Raw genomic sequence first — 17533 nt, forward strand, 5'->3', positions numbered from 1 at the left:
ATTACATGGTGGAGGGGTCGGCCAACATCTGCAAGTGGATCATCGCCCTGGACCAGCTGGGGTACAGGAAGGCCAACCGGTAGGACGACTTCAGGGATTGGGAATTGAGGGATTCGTGGATCGGCTGCCAGGCGCAAACGACTACTGAACAACGATTTTTGCACGGACGATACCGATTCATAGGGTCGGGCCCCCAACCTACCCTTTCTGGAAAAAACGCCAAAAAAAAGGACGGCTACCGTGAGTAAGGACATCATTGAAAAAACGAAAACGACCGGATCCTTGTACTTTAAGGGGGTCGATGGAGAAAAACCTTTCGAGTTGTGGCGGGCCTTTGACAAGGATCTGGGCAAGGATCTGTCCCTTTTCATTACCGGTAAGCTGTATGCCCGGGAGAAAATACCCCATCCGACACGTCAACTGGTAACGGTGGCCGTGCTGACCGTGCTGTCTCGGCCTGAAGAGCTCAAGCTGCACATTCAGGCTGCATTGAATGTGGGATGCACATCCGGGGATATCGCAGAGGTGATTTTCCAGACCTTCACCTACGGCGGCATCCCTACGGTCAACACCGCATTGAAGGTGCTCAGAGAGGTATTGATGGAAAAGGGCCAGTGGCCTATTGCAGACGAATGATTTAACACCTAAACCGATTGGGGAGTGAAACCATGAAACCCTATTTTGAGAAAATGCCGGTGTTTGGGCGTGAGATGAATGCCGGACAGATCAAAAGTGCCGAAGAGAATGTCAAGCAGATCAGAGACGTCGAAGCCCAGCTGAAAAAGGAAGCGGAGAAGGTCAAGCAGGCCGGTTTCTCAGAGGAAAAGATCAATGCCCGCGGCCAGATGACGGTGTGGCAGCGGTTGAACTATCTGGTGGACCCGGGTACCTGGTGCCCCCTGCACACCCTGTACAACCCGGAGGACAACGAAGAGGGCACCACTAATGTTGTGGACGGTCTGGGCAAGATTTCCGGGAAGTGGGCGGTGATCATCGGTTTCGACAACAAGGTGATGGCCGGTGCCTGGCTGCCCGGTCAATATGAAAATATCCTGCGGGTCACCGACCTCTCCAAACGATTGAATATTCCACTGGTCTGGCTGGTCCACTGCAGCGGCGTAAAGTTGACCGAACAGGAGAAGTTTTACGCCGACCGTCGCGGTGGCGGTACCACTTTTTTCCGCCATGCGGAATTGAACCAGGCAGGCATTCCCATTCTGGCCGCCATCTACGGTACCAATCCGGCGGGCGGCGGGTACCAGGCGATCAGCCCGACGGTCCTGTTCGCCCACAAGGACTGCAACATGGCGGTGGGCGGTGGCGGCATCCTCAGCGGCATGTCACCCAAGGGTTTTTTCGACGAGGAAGGGGCCGAGGCACTGATCAATGCGGCGAAACAATTTAAAGCTAAACCGCCGGGGTCAGTGGATGTCCACTACGACGGCACGGGCTTTTTCAGGTATGTGTACGAGGAGGAGACCCAGGTGCTCGACGGCATCAAGGATTACATGAAGGACATCCCGTCCTATAACCCCAAGTTTTTCCGGGTGGCCCAACCCAAGGCGCCCCTTTTCCCGGCCGATGACATATACAGCCTGGTTCCTTTTAACCAGAAACAGATTTACGACTTCGACCAGGTGCTGGCCCGCATCGTCGATGGCAGCGAGCATATGGAATTCAAACCGGGGTACGGCCCCGAGATCTACACGGGCTTGGTTAAAATCGACGGCTATCTGATGGGCGTCATCGGCAACCGCCAGGGGTGGTTGGGTGAAGGCTACCCGGAATACGCCGACTACCCCGGCATCGGCGGCAAGCTCTACCGCCAGGGCCTGATCAAGATGAACGAGTTCGTCACCCTGTGCGGCCGCGACCGGGTGCCGATCATCTGGTTCCAGGATACGTCTGGTATCGACGTGGGCGATATTGCCGAAAAGGCCGAATTGCTGGGTCTGGGCCAATCCCTGATCTACTCGATCCAATCCACTGACGTGCCCCAGCTGCTGATGGTGTTGCGCAAGGGCACCGCCGCCGCCCATTATGTGATGGGCGGCCCCACGGCCAACCGGCACAATGCCCTGACCTTGGGCGTACCCACGACGGAAATATACGTGATGCACGGGGAGACGGCCGCCGCAGCCAGTTTCTCCCGACGCTTGGTCAAGGAGAAGGGTGCCGGCAAACCCCTGCAGCCGATCATTGACAAGATGAACCAGATGGCCCAGGAGTACCACGATTACTCCCGGCCGAGCTACTGTGCCCGCAAGGGTTTCGTGGACGAAGTGGTCAAGATGTCGGATATCAGGCGCTACCTTGCCGCCTTTGCCGGCTGCGTCTACCAGAATCCCAAATCCATCTGCCCCCAGCACCAGATGCTGACCCCCCGGGTGATCAAAGGTTAAGATGGGCGTGCCCTGAACGCAAATGGCTGGGAAACAACAGGAGGTCTGCAGGCCGAAGGTTAAAACAACGAATAATGAATCGATGGTGCGGCGTATTGCCGATGTGGATTCAACAATGACGTGGGCAACGGCCGGGAACTTTCCCGGCCGTTTTGTTTGTGTCAGTGGTTGTTCGGCGAATACAGGCGCTTGCCCGCTTCGATGTGTTTTTTGGCCGTCCGTCTGTCCAGCCCGCTGATGCGTGCGACGGCCTCGATGGTCTTGTGCCGCTGGTGGAGCATGAGGCAATAGCCGCCGAGGAGGGCTTTCGCATCCAGGGACTGCGCTTGGATACCTTCTATTAACTCGGACGTCAGGCCCGAAGGTAATCGCGGCGCCAACGGCGTGTAGGCGCGCTTGAGCAGTATCCGTCGTACACATTGCTCAAGCTCGCGAACATTGCCCGGCCATGCATAGCTGATTCCCGGTGTGTGGCAGATCTGCGCTTTGACCAGCGTCATCAGTTCAACCGACGGTGCACCGACGATGCGTTCGACAACAACCTCGAGAAGCTCTTCCAATTCGTTGGGGTTTTCATGAATCCGCCTGGCCAGGGGCGGGACCACGATCAGGTCCGAGCACAATCGGTAGTAGAAGTCTTTTCTCATAGCCCGGCCGTTGACCAATTCTTCCGCCGGAAGGTTGGTGGCGGCGATGAGCCGGCCCCGAAACGGCCTGGGGTGGTGATCGCCCACCCGATTGAAAATGCGCTCCTGGATGACCTGGAGCAGTTTGATCTGGACCGGTTCACCGACTTCACCGATTTCGTCCAGAAAAATGGCGCCAAAGGGGCTGCAGCGATCGAAGATACCGGCGTAATCCTCCACCGCGCCGGTGAAGGCACCCTTGCGGTGGCCGAACAATTCCGATTCGATGAGCGTTTCCGGGTATTGGGACAGGTTCAGAGCGATGAATGAGTGGGCAAAACTTTCCTCGAAGCATCCTTTTTTTTCGTCAAAGGGGATATAGCCTGACCGGCCGATGGCCATGGCTGCAGTGCCCTTACCGCTGCCGGTTTCGCCGAGGAGCATGGTTGAAAAATCTTCCATGCGGTTCCACAGGTATCGGTGATAAAGGCCCATGTCGTGGGTGAACACGTTGTTCCACAGGCTTTCCCTGAGCCGGCGCATGCTGTCGCTGCGTCCCTTTAGGTTTTTTTCGATAAAAAAGAAGGCTCGCCTGAGTTGATAGCACATCGCCAGGTAGCGATGGGCCATCTCCCGGTCAAACCCCCAGCCGGTCAAGCGGCCGATGGCCGCGCTGGCAAACGGAACCGGCAGGGAGCGGTCACCGGCCTGCAGTTGATCGACGATCAGCCGGTCGAAACGGTCGGTGAGGCGGTGGAAAATGTCAAACAGAAACGAACTGGTCAACACTTTCCTGTCCGCATCGCCATAGCGGTTTATATTGGCCCGCCCTTCGTTTTCGAGTCTGTCGATACGGCTGCGGACATTTGAAATGGTCTCGTCGAAGCCCCTCACATCGGTCATTTCCGGAAAGAGGCCGGCGATTTCGAGGTCCACGCGTTGTCGGTCGTCACTAAACGGATTGGCATAGACCGCCTGGTGAACCAGGGAGAAGATGCGGCGTTCGGAAGCAGTGAGCTGTTCCATGGGTAATTCCGGGAAAGTCGTTCGGTCCGGTGGCGGTCAATGTTACATTGAATAAATATACATAAATTGAATATCATATAAACATAAATTGAACAAGATCGTTGACTGTAATTAGATGATCAGGTGAGCTGAATCGCGGAAAAATCTATTTAAAACAGGTGATAAACTAAAAACCGCAATTGCGGCATGGGATTTGATAAATGAAGAGGAAACAGGTCATCCGGTTTTTTTCAACCATTTAAATCAAACCTTCGGCCGATCGCCTGTCCACTGCTTATCGCAAGGGATACGAGATATGGAAAAATACCACCAGCCACCCGGTCATCATCCTCAAAAAAAGCCGTCTGCAACGATGCAGTCAACTGCCAACCCCGTTCCTGAGCGTAAAACCGGGCTGCTGCAGCTCATGTCGGCAAGGCGTTTTGCACCTTTTTTCTGGACCCAGTTTTTCGGTGCCTTCAACGACAACGTTTTCAAGAATGCGCTGATGCTGATGATTGCTTTCCAGGCCGGCCAGCATCTGTCCATGGCATCCGACGTAGTCATCAACCTGGCCGCCGGGTTGTTTATCCTTCCCTTTTTTCTATTTTCTGCCACGGCCGGCCAGATCGCCGACAAAATGGAAAAAGCGCTGCTGATCCGCCGGATCAAGATGATCGAGATCGCCATCATGGCCGTGGCGGGATGCGCCTTCTGGACCGGCAGTCTGACAGCCCTGCTGGGGCTCTTGTTTCTCATGGGCACCCAGTCCGCTTTCTTTGGCCCGGTTAAATACAGCATCATGCCCGATCACCTGATGCCGGATGAAATCGTGGGCGGTAACGCCCTGGTGGAAATGGGGACATTCATTTCCATCCTGCTGGGCACCCTTTGCGGCGGCGTGTTGGTTCAGCTGACAAACGGTCCGGCGATCACCGGACTGGTGCTGGTTGGCATAGCCCTGGCGGGCTGGATGGCCAGCTGCATGATTCCGGCCACCCGGATCCATTCACCCCATCTGACCGTGCGCTGGAACCTGTTCCGCGAGACCGTGCGGACCATTGGCTATGCCCGTCGAGAGCGGTCCGTTTTTCTGTCTATCCTGGGCATATCCTGGTTCTGGCTGCTGGGGGCCGCCTACCTGACCCAGCTTCCCAATTTCGCCAGGACCGTGCTCGGCGGGGGAGAGAGCGTGGTGACTCTGCTGCTGACCCTGTTTTCCATTGGCGTTGGATTGGGCTCTTTGTTGTGCGAGCGGTTGTCGGACAGAAAAGTGGAACTGGGGCTGGTGCCGCTGGGGTCCATCGGATTGAGCCTGTTTGGCATCGACCTGTTCTGGGCCGGCCGATTTCCCGAATCCGAGGGCCTGATGTCGTTGGCCCGGTTTCTGGCCGTATCGGGCAGCCTTCGGCTCATGATCGACTTCGTGATGATCGGCGTTTCCGGCGGACTTTATATCGTACCGCTGTTCGCCATGGTCCAGATGCGGACACCGCCTCAGGAACGGGCCCGGGTGATCGCCGCCAACAACATCATCAATGCCCTGTTCATGGTGCTCTCCGCTTTGGCCGGAGCGCTTATTATAGGCGTTGCCGGCGTTTCCATCCCGGTGTTTTTCCTGCTTCTTGCGCTGGCCAATGTCGCCGTTGCCGTATACATTTACTCCCTGGTGCCTGAGTTTACCATGCGTTTTCTGGTGTGGATGGTCACCCACACCATGTACCGCTTCCGCCACCGGGATCTGGACCGCATCCCCGAAGACGGCCCGGTCGTGCTGGTGTGCAACCATGTCAGCTACATGGATGCCCTGCTGATCATCGGAGCCTGCCGCCGGCCGGTGCGATTCGTGATCTACGAACCGATTTACCGGATGTTTCTGCTGCACTTCATCTTTCGGGCCGCCCGGGCCATCCCCATTGCCTCGCAGCGCACCAACCCGGTGGGGCTCAAAGCAGCCTTTGAAGCGATTGCAAAGGCCCTGGAGGCCGGTGAGGTGGTATGCATCTTCCCGGAAGGCCAGTTGACCCGGGATGGTCACGTGAATGAATTCAAGCCCGGTATCGAGCGGATCATCAGGAGAAACCCGGTTCCGGTGGTACCACTGGCGCTGAAAGGGCTCTGGGGGAGCTTTTTCAGCCACAAGAACGGCCATGCCATGACCCGGTTGCCCCAGCGCTTCTGGTCCCGTGTGGAGCTCGTGGCGGGTCGCTCGGTGGCGCCGGCGCTTGTGACCGCAGGCGATCTGCGACGCAAGGTCTTGATGCTGCGGGGAGACGACCGTTAACCCATCCAGGATGTTGGAAATGGTCGTCTGAACGCTTTTCTTGCTGATTTCATTAAATGACCCATCGCAGACCGGCGGGGGCAACCGGATATGTTTTCCGGGAAACCCGATCGCCAGGCGGTGTTGGCCGAGAGTGACCAAGTGAAACTGCTGGAGAAGGTCAGCCGGTATCGCTGCCACTTATATCCCCCTTGTCGGTCAATGGCTGGTTGATTACCGGGTGGCCATTATCGACGGCGAGATCTGGCGGATCGTTACAGACCATGGCTACCATTTTACCCCCCTTGCATCTTTGGTGCAATCTGGTCCCGCTGGTTCTGATTGTCGTATGTGTTGAAAGGCAGTCTGGATTGTGGTTTAAATGGATCTGCCTGGTGATGGCCATGGCCATGGCTATCGACGTCAGTCTGCTTTTCGCCCACCCATGCATGATCTTTTTTGGGGTGGTTCAGGATTAGTATGCGGCCTTTTCGCTTATTTCGGATTTTCCGGCGCCAGCAATAGGAACATGGTAGGAACGGTCTGCCGTACCACCCTGGCGGTGGTTCGGTGAAAGGTCGGTTATAAGTGACACGCCAGTAACGCACGATCGGCCGGCTGGGAAAAACAGGGATTCATCGTCATGCCGATGAGACATGGAGTGGGATGCCGGTCAGCGCGCTTGTGCATTGTGGTTCTATCGATTGCCGCAGGCTATCGTCAGCATGCCTTGAGGCCCCGTGCACGCGTGGATTTCGCATTTCAACGCGATTGGGCCAATGCAGTCTGCCCGCAGGATGAAGGATGGCTTCGCCTTGGATTTGAACAACGATCATTATTTTGACAGCGCGCATCGATCCGACAGCATGAACCGGTTGGCTAATCGTTCGGTTTTCCGGATGAATGCAACAGGTGGTCCTTCGATGAACCGGTCGATTCATCAATCCAGGAGCGTTGGTTGTTGATGAAGATCGCTCTACTCTTGATGGTATCGATGACCGCTGCGCTGCTGTTGAGTATAGCGGCTGTCGCTGATGAAACGGCAAGGAGAAAGAATGATATGGATGCATGGGTCATCCTTCTCCACGGCATGGGACGTACACACCGGTCCATGGCAACCATGGCCAGCCACCTGGCGGGTGAGGGTTACCGGGTGGTCAATCTGGATTATCCGTCCACGCAGGAAAGTGTCGAGACACTGAGCCAGGGTATCGTGGCTGAAACGGTTCAGCGCTGCCGATCGGAGCGCCCATCGTCACCCATTCATTTTGTGACCCATTCACTGGGCGGGATCCTGGTTCGCCATTACCTGCAGGCGCATCGCCTGCCGCCGGGAAGCCGGGTGGTCATGCTCAGTCCACCCAACCAGGGCAGCGAAATCGCCGATTTATTGAAGGATAATTTTCTCTATCGCTGGATCATGGGGCCGGCGGGCCAGCAGCTGGGAACGGGTGAAGACGGCGTTTCCCATCGTTTGGACCCGGTAGATGTGCCGGTGGGTATCATCACCGGCGACAGCACCCTGGAACCCTGGTTTTCAGCCCGGGTGCCGGGACCGGACGATGGGAAGGTGTCCGTCGAACGCGCCCGGTTGGCTGAGATGACTGACTTTTTGGTGGTTCATAAAAGCCACGGCTTTATCATGAACGATCCGGATGTGATTGCTCAGGCCACGCATTTTTTGGAACACGGGGGATTCAGACACGGAGAGTGAGGGGCTATTTCTTTCATGCTCAAAGCTCACAAGAAGTCGGAAGCATTCGTCCCGCCCTAAACACCTTCAACATTCAGTCTATCCACCTATTTAAGCCCAGTCCATGATCACCTTGCCCGACCGGCCGGAGTGCATCACATCGAAAGCCTGCTGGAAGCTGTCCACCCCGAACCGATGGGTGATCACCCGCGATATATCCAGGTTGCTCTGGAGCATACTGGTCATCTTGTACCAGGTTTCGAACATTTCACGGCCGTAGATGCCTTTGATCTTCAATCCCTTGAGGATGATCTGCGTCAAGTCCAAAGCGACCTCGCCGGCCGGGATGCCCAGCAGGGCGATCTGTCCGCCATAGTTCATGGCCTGGAGCATGTCCCTGAAGGCCTGAATGTTGCCGGACATTTCCAGGCCGACATCGAACCCCTCCTTCATGCCCAATTGCTTAATCGTGTCGGCAATGGTCGTCTGGGTCACATTGATGGCTGCTGTTGCTCCCATACGGGCGGCGATCTGCAGTCGATAGTCATTGACGTCGGTGACCACCACGTGCCGGGCGCCCACATGGCGGGCGATGGCAACGGCCATGATGCCGATGGGGCCGGCGCCCGTGATCAGCACGTCTTCTCCCACCAGGTCGAAAGACAAGGCGGTGTGGGCCGCATTGCCGAACGGGTCCATGATGGCGGCAATATCGTCGTCGATGGTTTTCGGCACTGGAAAGACATTGGATGCCGGCACGCTGATGTACTCGGCGAAGCAGCCGGGCCGGTTGACCCCCACACCGATGGTGTTGCGGCACAGGTGACGCTTGCCGGCCCGGCAGTTGCGGCAATGACCGCAGGTGATGTGGCCTTCGGCCGACACGCGGTCCCCCTCTTTCAGCCCCCGGACTTCACTGCCGATTTCGGCAATGACGCCCACGAATTCGTGGCCGATGGTCATGGGAACGGGGATGGTCTTTTGAGACCATGCATCCCAGTTGTAAATATGGATATCCGTGCCGCAGATGGCGGTCTTGACCACTTTGATCAACACGTCGTTGTGGCTGATGCTCGGGAAAGGCACCTGTTCCATCCATATCCCGGTTTCGGGTTTAAGTTTGACAATGGCTTTCATGGTTTCCATGCGATCACCTGCCTTTTTGTCCTAATGGATGACGTCGAGTGCCTTGCCCACCTTGATGAAGGCCGCGATTGCCTGGTCCAGGTGCTCACGGGTGTGGGCGGCGCACATCTGCGTGCGGATGCGGGCCCGGCCTTTCGGCACCACCGGGAAGCTGAATCCCACCACGTAGATGCCCTCGTCAAGCATCCGTGCCGCAAATTTCTGAGCCAGCACCGCGTCTCCGAGCATCACCGGAATGATGGGGTGGTGGCCGGGCACCAGGGTGAATCCGGCAGTCTGCATGCCCTGCCTGAAGTAACGGCTGTTCTCCTCGAGTTGGGCAAGCAGTTCCGGACGCTCCTCGAGCAGGTCCAACACGGCGATGGAGGTGGCGGTGATGACCGGCGCCAGGGAGTTGGAGAACAGGTATGGCCGGGAGCGCTGCCGCAGCCAGGCGACGATCTCCTTCCGGCCGGAGGTGTATCCACCCGAAGCGCCGCCGAGAGCCTTTCCCAGGGTGCCGGTAATAATATCCACTCGATCGGATACACCGCAATATTCCGGCGTCCCCCGGCCGTGTTCACCGACAAAACCGACAGCATGGGAGTCGTCCACCATCACCAGGGCATCGTACCGGTCCGCCAGGTCGCAGATGCCTTTCAGATCGGCAATGATGCCATCCATGGAAAAGACCCCATCGGTAGCGATGAGGCGGAAGCGGCATCCGGCGGCTGCTTTCAGCTGTTGCTCGAGGTCAGCCATGTCGTTGTTCCGGTAGCGCAGGCGCCTGGCCTTGCACAGGCGGACCCCGTCAATGATGCTGGCATGGTTAAGGGCGTCACTGATCACCGCGTCGTTCTCGTCCAGCAGGGTCTCGAAAAGGCCGCCGTTGGCGTCAAAGCAGGAACTGTACAATATGGTGTCCTCGGTGCCCAGAAAACGGCTGATTCTGGCTTCCAGAGTTTTGTGAATCGCCTGGGTGCCACATATAAAGCGAACCGAGGACATACCGAAGCCATAGGCGGCAAGGGCCGCCTGTGCTTTTTTCACCAGTTGAGGATGGTTGGCGAGCCCCAGATAGTTGTTGGCACAAAAGTTGAGAACTGTTTTTCCACTGTCGACCGTAATGGCGGCCTGCTGGGCGGAGACGATCACCCGCTCATCCTTGTAGAGACCGTATTTTTTTAACGTGTCGATTTCACCGGCCAGGTGATCGAGCAGCCGTGGGCGCATGGGGTTGACCTCCATTTATTAAGATCTAAAGTCCGGTTACCTTGTTTCTGCCTGCGTTTTTGGAGCGGTACAGGGCTTCATCGGCCCGGCGCACGAAGTCTTCGGCGGCTTCATCTTTCCTATACGTGGCCACGCCAAAGGAAAGCGTAATCGTTCCTAAATTTTCACCGCTGTTTTTCTTTTTCAAATCAAGCCGCTCAAAGTTGCGGCGCATGTTGTCAGCCAATGTCATGGCACCCTCAAAGGGCGTTTCTGGCAGCAGGACGGCGAATTCTTCACCACCGATTCGGGCGACCAGGTCCTTCCCCTTGATGGAATCCTTGATGGTGGCAGCGACCATTCGAAGGACATTGTCACCCACTAGATGGCCGTGGGTATCGTTGACTTTCTTAAAATGGTCGATGTCGGCAATGACCAGGCAAAGGGACGTATTGGACATGCTGGCGCTGTCGATGGCATCTGTCAGTTTTTTTTCAAATCCCCGGCGATTGTCAATTCGAGTCAACGGATCCTTGAGTGCTTCATTCCGGTAACGCGCCATCTTTATTTTCAGCTCATCGATTTCATGGGTTGCCTGCTGGAGCTGCTCCTTGAAGGATGTGCTGGAGGACTCCAGATTCTTAATTTCACGCTTGATCTGATTGACGATCTTGTCTACATCCGCTTCTGACAAGCTGGGGACCAGCGATTCATGGATGGTCTCTAAATGATTTTCGGACGCTGAAAAATTTTGGTTCGTGGTTTTGATCGCACTGATGATTTCGGTAAATACCCTTTTCAGTTCTTCCCGTACCAGCGTGGTTACGGTTTCCCTGCCGTTGGCGATGTGCAGGTTGAAAAGCTGCCGACTGATCTCTTCGGAGAATGTCCCGCTGGATTCCAGATGTTTATCTATGGCTGCGTTGAGCGCTTCGTTTTTCCCGGATGCATACTCGTACCAGATGCAGTAATTCAAAGGATCGGTGGGAAGACCATGTTTGCCGATCAGTTCCAGGGTAAGGCGCAGATATTGCCGTGAATCATCAATGGTATCATTGTATTGCATGGTATAAGTCTCTTTCAGCAGATCGATCGGTTTCAATTTTATCGGTCGGGTGTCGATTGGCAAACCCACGTGGAAAGATGTGAGCAAGTAGAACGGGTTGCCGTTATCGGGATTTGATCCCCTATTTAAAAGGACAGAGAAAAACTGTCAATTAAAAACCGGAGCAGGCATCGATTCCCGCCTGGCGATAATTTGCTTGACCGTCACCGGTCGCCTGTGCATAATCGGTTGACCTGAAAGAATATTATACACCAAACCGTTCCGGTCCGTTGCCGTAAATCGAGTTGCCTATTCCACTCCTGGCGGTACACCAAGAGGATAAGCATTCATGAAAAAGAAAATACTGGTGGTCGACGACAACCGAATGATTTTAAAATTCCTGTCCAATCTGCTGGATGGTGAAGGTCATGAAGTCAAAACCTGTGAGGACGGTCTGAGTGCATTGAGCCTGCTGACCACCTTCGAACCGGACATCGTTTTCGTGGACTTGATCATTCCGAAGATCGGCGGAGACAAGTTGTGCCAGATCATCAGAACCATGGAACACATGAAGGATTGCTATCTGGTGATCATCTCCGCCGCCGTGGCTGAAATGGATCTGGACTTCAGAAAGATCGGGGTAAATGCCTGCATTGCCAAGGGACCTTTCGGCCAGATGGGCAAGCATGTGCTGGCGGCCATTAAAGATTCCAACGACCCGTCAAAGTTGATTTCAGAGCAGGAAATCCTGGGCATTGCCTCAATCAACGGCATACCGGTATATGCCCGGCGAATGACCAAGGAACTGCTGGGGCGCAACCGCCACCTGGAAACCATTTTGGAGAGCATGAACGAGGGAATCGTCGAAGTGTACACCGGCCGCGTAGTTTACGCCAACTCAGCAGCCGTGAAGCTTTTTGCCGTTCCTTTGGAGAACCTGCTGTCCGCCAGGCCCCAGGAGCTGTTTGAAGACGCGTCCAAAAGCCGTATCGACGTCCTGATGAACCGGGACACTGAGAAAATGCCGGTGGTCGGGCTGACCCGCCCCCTGGAACTCAACGGACGCCAGATTGTCATCCGCAGCTTCCCGGTAAAGGGGGAGGCGGACACGACCATTCTGCTGATCACCGATGTCACCGACCAGCGGGACCTGGAATACCAACTGCAGCATGTCCGGCGCATGGATGCCATCGGTAACCTGGCCGGAGGAATTGCCCATAATTTTAACAACCTGCTGATGGGAATCCAGGGGAATGTCTCTATTTTAATTCAGGATAAAAGGATGGGGGATCCCGGGTACGATGAACTGGCGGGCATCGAGCGCTGCATCGACAGCGGTGCTAAACTGACCCGTCAACTGCTGAGCTTTGCCAAGGGCGGCCGCTACTCCCTGGGATTGGAGGATGTCAACGATATCGTTGAGAAGTCTTCCAGCATGTTTGCCCGGACAAGGAAAGAAATCCATGTCGAGCAGCATCTGGAAGAGGATCTGGCCATGGCGGAAGCGGACGCCGCGCAGATCGAGCTGGCACTGATGGACCTTTATGTCAACGCCTGGCATGCCATGTCCAATGGGGGAACCCTGACGGTTTCCACAGCCAATGTCATCCTGGACGATTCTTTTGTCAAACCTTACAACTTGACCCCGGGTAGCTACCTGAAAATCGGCGTTGCCGATACCGGAGCGGGGATGGATGAAAAAAGTATACAGCGAATCTTTGAACCTTTCTATACCACCCGGCCCATGGGTGAGGGCACCGGTTTAGGGCTGGCCTCCGTATTTGGAATCATCAAGAAGCACAAGGGGATTATCACGGTGGACAGCCAGGTGGGCAAAGGAACCACGTTCTCCATCTATCTCCCTGCGGCCAGGATCCTTCAAAGACCCAAGGAAAAGGATCAACTGCGGGTCATTTCCTCCGGCAAACGTCCTGCAAAAGGGTCGGGGACCATTCTCGTGGTGGACGATGAAGAATATATCCTCAATGCGGACCAGGCCATGCTCAATGAACTCGGCTACGAAGTGCTGCTGGCCAACGGGGGGAAAGAAGCCCTTCGCATATTTGATGAGAACAAGGATCGCGTCAACCTGCTGATCCTGGATCTGATCATGCCGGACCTGAGCGGGGAGATCGTGTACGATCGAATCAAGGCCATACGGCCCGACGTGCGTGTGATCCTCTCCTCAGGCTACAGTATCGAAGGGCAGGCGGAATCCATTCTCAAGCGAGGGTGTGACGGGTTTATCCAAAAACCATACAACTTGGACCAGCTGGCCCAGAAGATCAAGCAGATCCTTGCCTGACAGATGAACCGCGAAAGCGAGCCTCTTTCCCGCCGCTTGTCGGAGCGACGCGCAGACCCCGCTCATTGGGGCCGCGGGGAGGGTTCAATCGCCAATTGACAATAAGGCGGGCAACCCCTCGGGTTTGCAGCGGGGGGCGCCAACGACACGCGAATGGCTGATATCCATACGGTCAAACGGTCCCGCGAACGGCAACGGGCATTTCTCAACCCAAAGAAAAGAACACTTGCGCTGCAGCTGTCCGACAGCGTGCTTCTTTTGGGGCTGGGGGTGGCCTTTGTCTACTGGGTTTTCGCTTCTCTTATTTTTGCATTGACCGCCGAAAGCGGGACCTTCATCGACCAGTTTCTCAACCCCGGATTCAACGAGGTCTTGAGCCGCCTGCTGGTGCTTTGTTTTTTCATGATATTCGGTTCCCACGTCGGCTATACCATCCGCCAGCGTCAACGGGCCTATGAAGCGTTGGCCGGCAGTGAGGAGAAGCACCGTACGATCATCGAAAATATTGAAGACGGCTATTTCGAAATGGACCGCCACGGCCGTTTTGCAATCTTCAATGATTCTTTCCGCAAGATTACCGGGTACGCGGCGGAACAGCTGCAGCAGTTGGATTATCGACGGCTCCTGACCCCGGCGGAAACGGAAAAGGTCCTTGGCGCCTTTGACAAGGTGAACCGGACCCAGCAGGCGATCAAGGACCTGAGTTTTGTCATCGTGCGCAAAGACGGTGCCCGGCGCTGGGTGGAAACCTCGGTTTCACCCATCAGCGGTGCAAACGGAGAGACGGCCGGCTACCGGGGCATCTTACGGGACGTCACCCGCCGGCGCCAGGCCGACGCATTAAAACAGGAGAAGATGGCAGCCGAGGCAGCCAGCCGTTCGAAAAGCGAATTTCTCGCCAATATGAGCCATGAGATCCGAACGCCGCTCAATGCCATTATCGGCCTGGTGGAACTCCTGCTGGATTCGTCCCTGAACCGTGAGCAGCGGGAGGACCTCAAGGTGGTTCAGTCCGCCGCCTATGCGCTGCTGTCGGTCATCAATGATATACTCGATTTCTCCAAAATCGAAGCGGGCAAGCTGGAGCTGGAGCGATCCCCTTTCAACCTGAGGGACTTTCTGGGAGAGGCGCTCAAGATCCTGGCCGTCAAAGCCCATGAGAAAAACCTGGAATTGGCTTACCGGGTGGCACCCGACGTGCCGGACCGGCTGGTGGGCGACCACCACCGCTTTCGCCAGATACTCCTCAACCTCATCGGCAATGCCCTCAAGTTTACCGATTCGGGTGAAATTATCGTTTTTGCCCGATGCCGGTCCCGGGACGGCAATCGGCTGATGCTGCACGTGGCGGTTCAGGACACGGGGGTGGGAATTGCCGCCGGCAAGCAGGTCCTTATTTTCGAGGCATTCCGACAGGCCGACGGCAGCACCACACGAAAATACGGTGGCACAGGATTAGGGTTGGCTGTATCTGCGCAGTTGGTTAACTTGATGGGCGGCCAGATCGGCGTCAAGAGCGTACTGGGAAAGGGCAGCATCTTCCATTTCACTGTGGCCTTCGACGTGGATGCCAAGGCAACGGCCAGTGACGAGGTGTCGGATCAGATGGATCTGGGCGGCCTGCGCATACTGGTGGTCGACGACAATGCCACCAACCTGAAAATATTGTGCGAGATGCTCACCAGTTGGAAAATGTTTCCCAAGCCCGCCGCATCGGCAGCGGAGGGAATCGCGCTGCTGACAAAAGGTGCCGTCGGTTTCGATCTGGCCCTGATCGATTGTGGTTTACCGCAGTCGGGTGCCCGGTCACTGGTCAAACAAATCAAGGGCGCGGCCGGCAGTGCCACACGGATCATCATGATGCTCACCACCACCAACGCCAAAGCGACGGATGGCGTAAGTGACGCGGAGATCGGTGTGGCGGTGACCAAGCCCATCCGTCCGTCTGACTTGCTGGATGCCATCATCAAGGCGCTTTCTATCGAGAAGGTGGCCGATGAGAAGCCGTCGGGCAGAATCAGCTCCGGCCGGGATGCCTCACTGCCGCCGCTGGATATTCTTGTGGCCGAAGATACACCCTTCAACCAGAAGTATATTCGGCGACTGCTGGACAGCTGGCAATGCCGGGCAACCATTGTCGACAATGGCCGGTTGGCTATCGACACGCTGGCCGAGCAGGATTTCGATCTCGTGCTGATGGATGTTCAAATGCCCGAGATGGACGGCCTCACCGCTACGGCAAGGATTCGCGAACAGGAAACGCAAACCAATCGCCACGTGCCGATTATCGCCATGACGGCTCACGCCATGCGAGGCGACCGGGAGCGATGCATCGAAGCCGGTATGGACGATTATGTGTCCAAGCCGATTTCCTCGTCCACGCTTCTGGAAGCCATCTTCCGGGTGGTTCCCACGCTAACGCATGACGCGGATTCATCCCCGGCGGTCGATGCATTGGAATCGGCGGGTGATGCCGGTGAACTGGCCGCGCTGCTCGAGGCGTTCAACAATGATGGCACTTTTTTCATCGATGTCGCCAACATGTTCATCACCGACTATCCGCCTATGGTGGAGACAGTCGAAAAGGCCATCGCCGACAAAGATGGCGCGTTGTTGAGCAGGACCGCCCATGCCCTGAAGGGAATGGCCCGCAATTTCCAGGTGGATGGAGCGGCGGATGCGGCGCAGCAGCTGGAACTGCTGGCCGAGCAGGGACAGTTTGAAACCGCCCGGGGCTTGAGTCAAAGGATGGCTGATGAACTGGCCGCGTTCGAGCGGCGCCTTAAACAAATGGTTGACCGGGTTTCAGAAAACGGAGGGCTGAAGTCAGAGGACTGAGGACGGATGTTCGATGACGGACGACGGAAAACGGAAGTCCGATGTCCGACCTCTGACCTCCGACATCAGTCTTCTGCCGGCCGCGTGTCCACGATGATGTGACGCAGCATTTCCCAGGCCTGTTCCTCCCTCAGGCGCGCTTCAGCATCGCGGGCATGCTGAGCATCGTTTCCGGTGGAGTAGACAATGGTCGATCGGCCGTCCGGCCTGGCAATGGTTCGAATGCCCATGGACTGGCCCGCAGCGCCGCCTTGCTGGGGGCGGGCCCGGATCTCGCTTTGCAGCATCATCTGAATAGTCTCCTCGGAAACCCCGTTTTGTTTGAGAAGCAGGATCTCTTCCACGGTCAGTGCTCCCGACGGTGCAGGCACGAGCCACACCAGGCCGCAGATGATGAACATGAGCATGCTTTTCATGGCGCCACCTTTTTTGATAGATCTTGACAGAATAGATGCATTATTCTTAATAATGCATTGATAAAAATACCAATATTTATGGCCTGGTGTCAATTGGCCGCCGCGTTGCCCCCGGTGGCCGGTGATGCTGGCGACGATACCCAAGGAGGCGGTTATGCTGAAACTGAAACAAATTGTGGTGTCCATCGAAAATTCACCGGGTCGTCTTTTCGAAGTCACCCATGCCCTGGGAAATGCGGGGATCAATCTTCGCGCCTTGAACCTGGTGGACACCGGTGCCTTCGGCCAACTGAGGCTGCTGGTATCCGATGTGGCCAAGGCCCGTCAACTGCTCATGGAGATGCATATCCCCGCCATGGTCAACGAGGTCATCGCTGCTGAAATAGAGGATCAGCCCGGTCAACTGGCCAGCGTGTTAAAGCCGATCCTGGATGCCAACATCCAGGTCGTGTTCATGTACGCCTTTTTGCGGCAAAACCAGGAACGGGCAGTCATGATCTTCCGGTTTTCCGATAATGACAAGGCGATTGCTGTCATGCAGGAACATGGCGTGCACATGCTGGACGCAAAACAGTTCGGCATACTGGAAAATACGGATTAAGG

The 17533-nt window shown here is 56.1% G+C and carries 12 protein-coding genes; 7 read left to right on the top strand and 5 right to left on the bottom strand.

What is annotated here, in order from left to right; translation table 11 throughout:
• Positions 1-240: 240 nt before the first annotated feature.
• Together ACZCED_RS18080 and ACZCED_RS18085 are read left to right on the top strand one after the other, a co-directional pair.
• A complete protein-coding gene (locus tag ACZCED_RS18080) occupies positions 241-636 on the top strand; it encodes a carboxymuconolactone decarboxylase family protein (RefSeq protein WP_464861361.1) in 396 nt (131 codons plus the stop codon).
• Positions 637-668: 32 nt separating this feature from the next.
• The gene (locus ACZCED_RS18085) at positions 669-2402 is read left to right on the top strand and encodes an acyl-CoA carboxylase subunit beta (RefSeq protein ID WP_464861362.1); all 1734 of its coding nucleotides are present in this window, start codon (positions 669-671) and stop codon (positions 2400-2402) included.
• A 161-nt stretch (positions 2403-2563) separates the two neighbouring features.
• On the opposite strand, the gene ACZCED_RS18090 is transcribed toward ACZCED_RS18085, so the two are convergent.
• Positions 2564-4054, bottom strand: coding sequence for a sigma-54-dependent transcriptional regulator (locus ACZCED_RS18090; protein ID WP_464861363.1), 1491 nt, complete (start codon positions 4052-4054; stop codon positions 2564-2566).
• A 295-nt stretch (positions 4055-4349) separates the two neighbouring features.
• On the opposite strand from ACZCED_RS18090, the gene ACZCED_RS18095 reads away from it, so the two are divergent.
• Positions 4350-6317 (top strand): MFS transporter, encoded by a 1968-nt coding sequence (locus ACZCED_RS18095; protein WP_464861364.1) that lies wholly within the window; start codon positions 4350-4352, stop codon positions 6315-6317.
• A gap of 943 nt (positions 6318-7260) precedes the next feature.
• Positions 7261-8010, top strand: coding sequence for an alpha/beta fold hydrolase (locus ACZCED_RS18100; protein ID WP_462971642.1), 750 nt, complete (start codon positions 7261-7263; stop codon positions 8008-8010).
• A 90-nt stretch (positions 8011-8100) separates the two neighbouring features.
• Here ACZCED_RS18100 and tdh read toward each other — a convergent pair whose 3' ends face one another.
• Genes tdh through ACZCED_RS18115 form a run of 3 tightly spaced genes read right to left on the bottom strand, consistent with a single transcriptional unit; the run spans position 8101 to position 11392 of the window.
• On the bottom strand, positions 8101-9135 hold the full coding sequence (gene tdh / locus ACZCED_RS18105) for an L-threonine 3-dehydrogenase (RefSeq protein ID WP_462971641.1): 1035 nt from the start codon (positions 9133-9135) through the stop codon (positions 8101-8103).
• Between the two features lie 21 nt (positions 9136-9156).
• The gene (locus tag ACZCED_RS18110) at positions 9157-10347 is read right to left on the bottom strand and encodes a glycine C-acetyltransferase (protein ID WP_462971640.1); all 1191 of its coding nucleotides are present in this window, start codon (positions 10345-10347) and stop codon (positions 9157-9159) included.
• Between the two features lie 25 nt (positions 10348-10372).
• Positions 10373-11392: a GGDEF domain-containing protein gene (locus tag ACZCED_RS18115; protein ID WP_462971639.1), complete on the bottom strand. Its 1020-nt coding sequence runs from the start codon at positions 11390-11392 to the stop codon at positions 10373-10375.
• A gap of 328 nt (positions 11393-11720) precedes the next feature.
• Between ACZCED_RS18115 and ACZCED_RS18120 the strand changes: the two genes are divergently transcribed.
• Together ACZCED_RS18120 and ACZCED_RS18125 are read left to right on the top strand one after the other, a co-directional pair.
• A complete protein-coding gene (locus ACZCED_RS18120; protein WP_462971638.1) occupies positions 11721-13676 on the top strand; it encodes an ATP-binding response regulator in 1956 nt (651 codons plus the stop codon).
• 153 nt (positions 13677-13829) lie between these two features.
• Entirely contained in the window at positions 13830-16514 is a 2685-nt protein-coding gene (locus tag ACZCED_RS18125) for a response regulator (RefSeq protein ID WP_464861365.1), read from the top strand.
• A 65-nt stretch (positions 16515-16579) separates the two neighbouring features.
• On the opposite strand, the gene ACZCED_RS18130 is transcribed toward ACZCED_RS18125, so the two are convergent.
• Positions 16580-16930: a hypothetical protein gene (locus ACZCED_RS18130; RefSeq protein WP_462971636.1), complete on the bottom strand. Its 351-nt coding sequence runs from the start codon at positions 16928-16930 to the stop codon at positions 16580-16582.
• 154 nt (positions 16931-17084) lie between these two features.
• Between ACZCED_RS18130 and ACZCED_RS18135 the strand changes: the two genes are divergently transcribed.
• Positions 17085-17531, top strand: coding sequence for an amino acid-binding protein (locus tag ACZCED_RS18135; RefSeq protein ID WP_462971635.1), 447 nt, complete (start codon positions 17085-17087; stop codon positions 17529-17531).
• Positions 17532-17533 lie beyond the last annotated feature (2 nt).

Source organism: Desulfosarcina sp. (assembly GCF_055467485.1).

Excerpts from the sequence above, each read along its gene's own strand:
- ACZCED_RS18100 (WP_462971642.1), top strand. The coding sequence starts at position 7,261 with ATGAAGATCGCTCTACTCTTGATGGTATCGATGACCGCTGCGCTGCTG.
- ACZCED_RS18135 (WP_462971635.1), top strand. The coding sequence starts at position 17,085 with ATGCTGAAACTGAAACAAATTGTGGTGTCCATCGAAAATTCACCGGGT.
- ACZCED_RS18120 (WP_462971638.1), top strand. The coding sequence starts at position 11,721 with ATGAAAAAGAAAATACTGGTGGTCGACGACAACCGAATGATTTTAAAA.
- ACZCED_RS18095 (WP_464861364.1), top strand. The coding sequence starts at position 4,350 with ATGGAAAAATACCACCAGCCACCCGGTCATCATCCTCAAAAAAAGCCG.
- ACZCED_RS18115 (WP_462971639.1), bottom strand. The coding sequence starts at position 11,392 with ATGCAATACAATGATACCATTGATGATTCACGGCAATATCTGCGCCTT.
- ACZCED_RS18130 (WP_462971636.1), bottom strand. The coding sequence starts at position 16,930 with ATGAAAAGCATGCTCATGTTCATCATCTGCGGCCTGGTGTGGCTCGTG.
- ACZCED_RS18125 (WP_464861365.1), top strand. The coding sequence starts at position 13,830 with ATGGCTGATATCCATACGGTCAAACGGTCCCGCGAACGGCAACGGGCA.
- ACZCED_RS18085 (WP_464861362.1), top strand. The coding sequence starts at position 669 with ATGAAACCCTATTTTGAGAAAATGCCGGTGTTTGGGCGTGAGATGAAT.
- ACZCED_RS18110 (WP_462971640.1), bottom strand. The coding sequence starts at position 10,347 with ATGCGCCCACGGCTGCTCGATCACCTGGCCGGTGAAATCGACACGTTA.
- tdh (WP_462971641.1), bottom strand. The coding sequence starts at position 9,135 with ATGGAAACCATGAAAGCCATTGTCAAACTTAAACCCGAAACCGGGATA.
- ACZCED_RS18090 (WP_464861363.1), bottom strand. The coding sequence starts at position 4,054 with ATGGAACAGCTCACTGCTTCCGAACGCCGCATCTTCTCCCTGGTTCAC.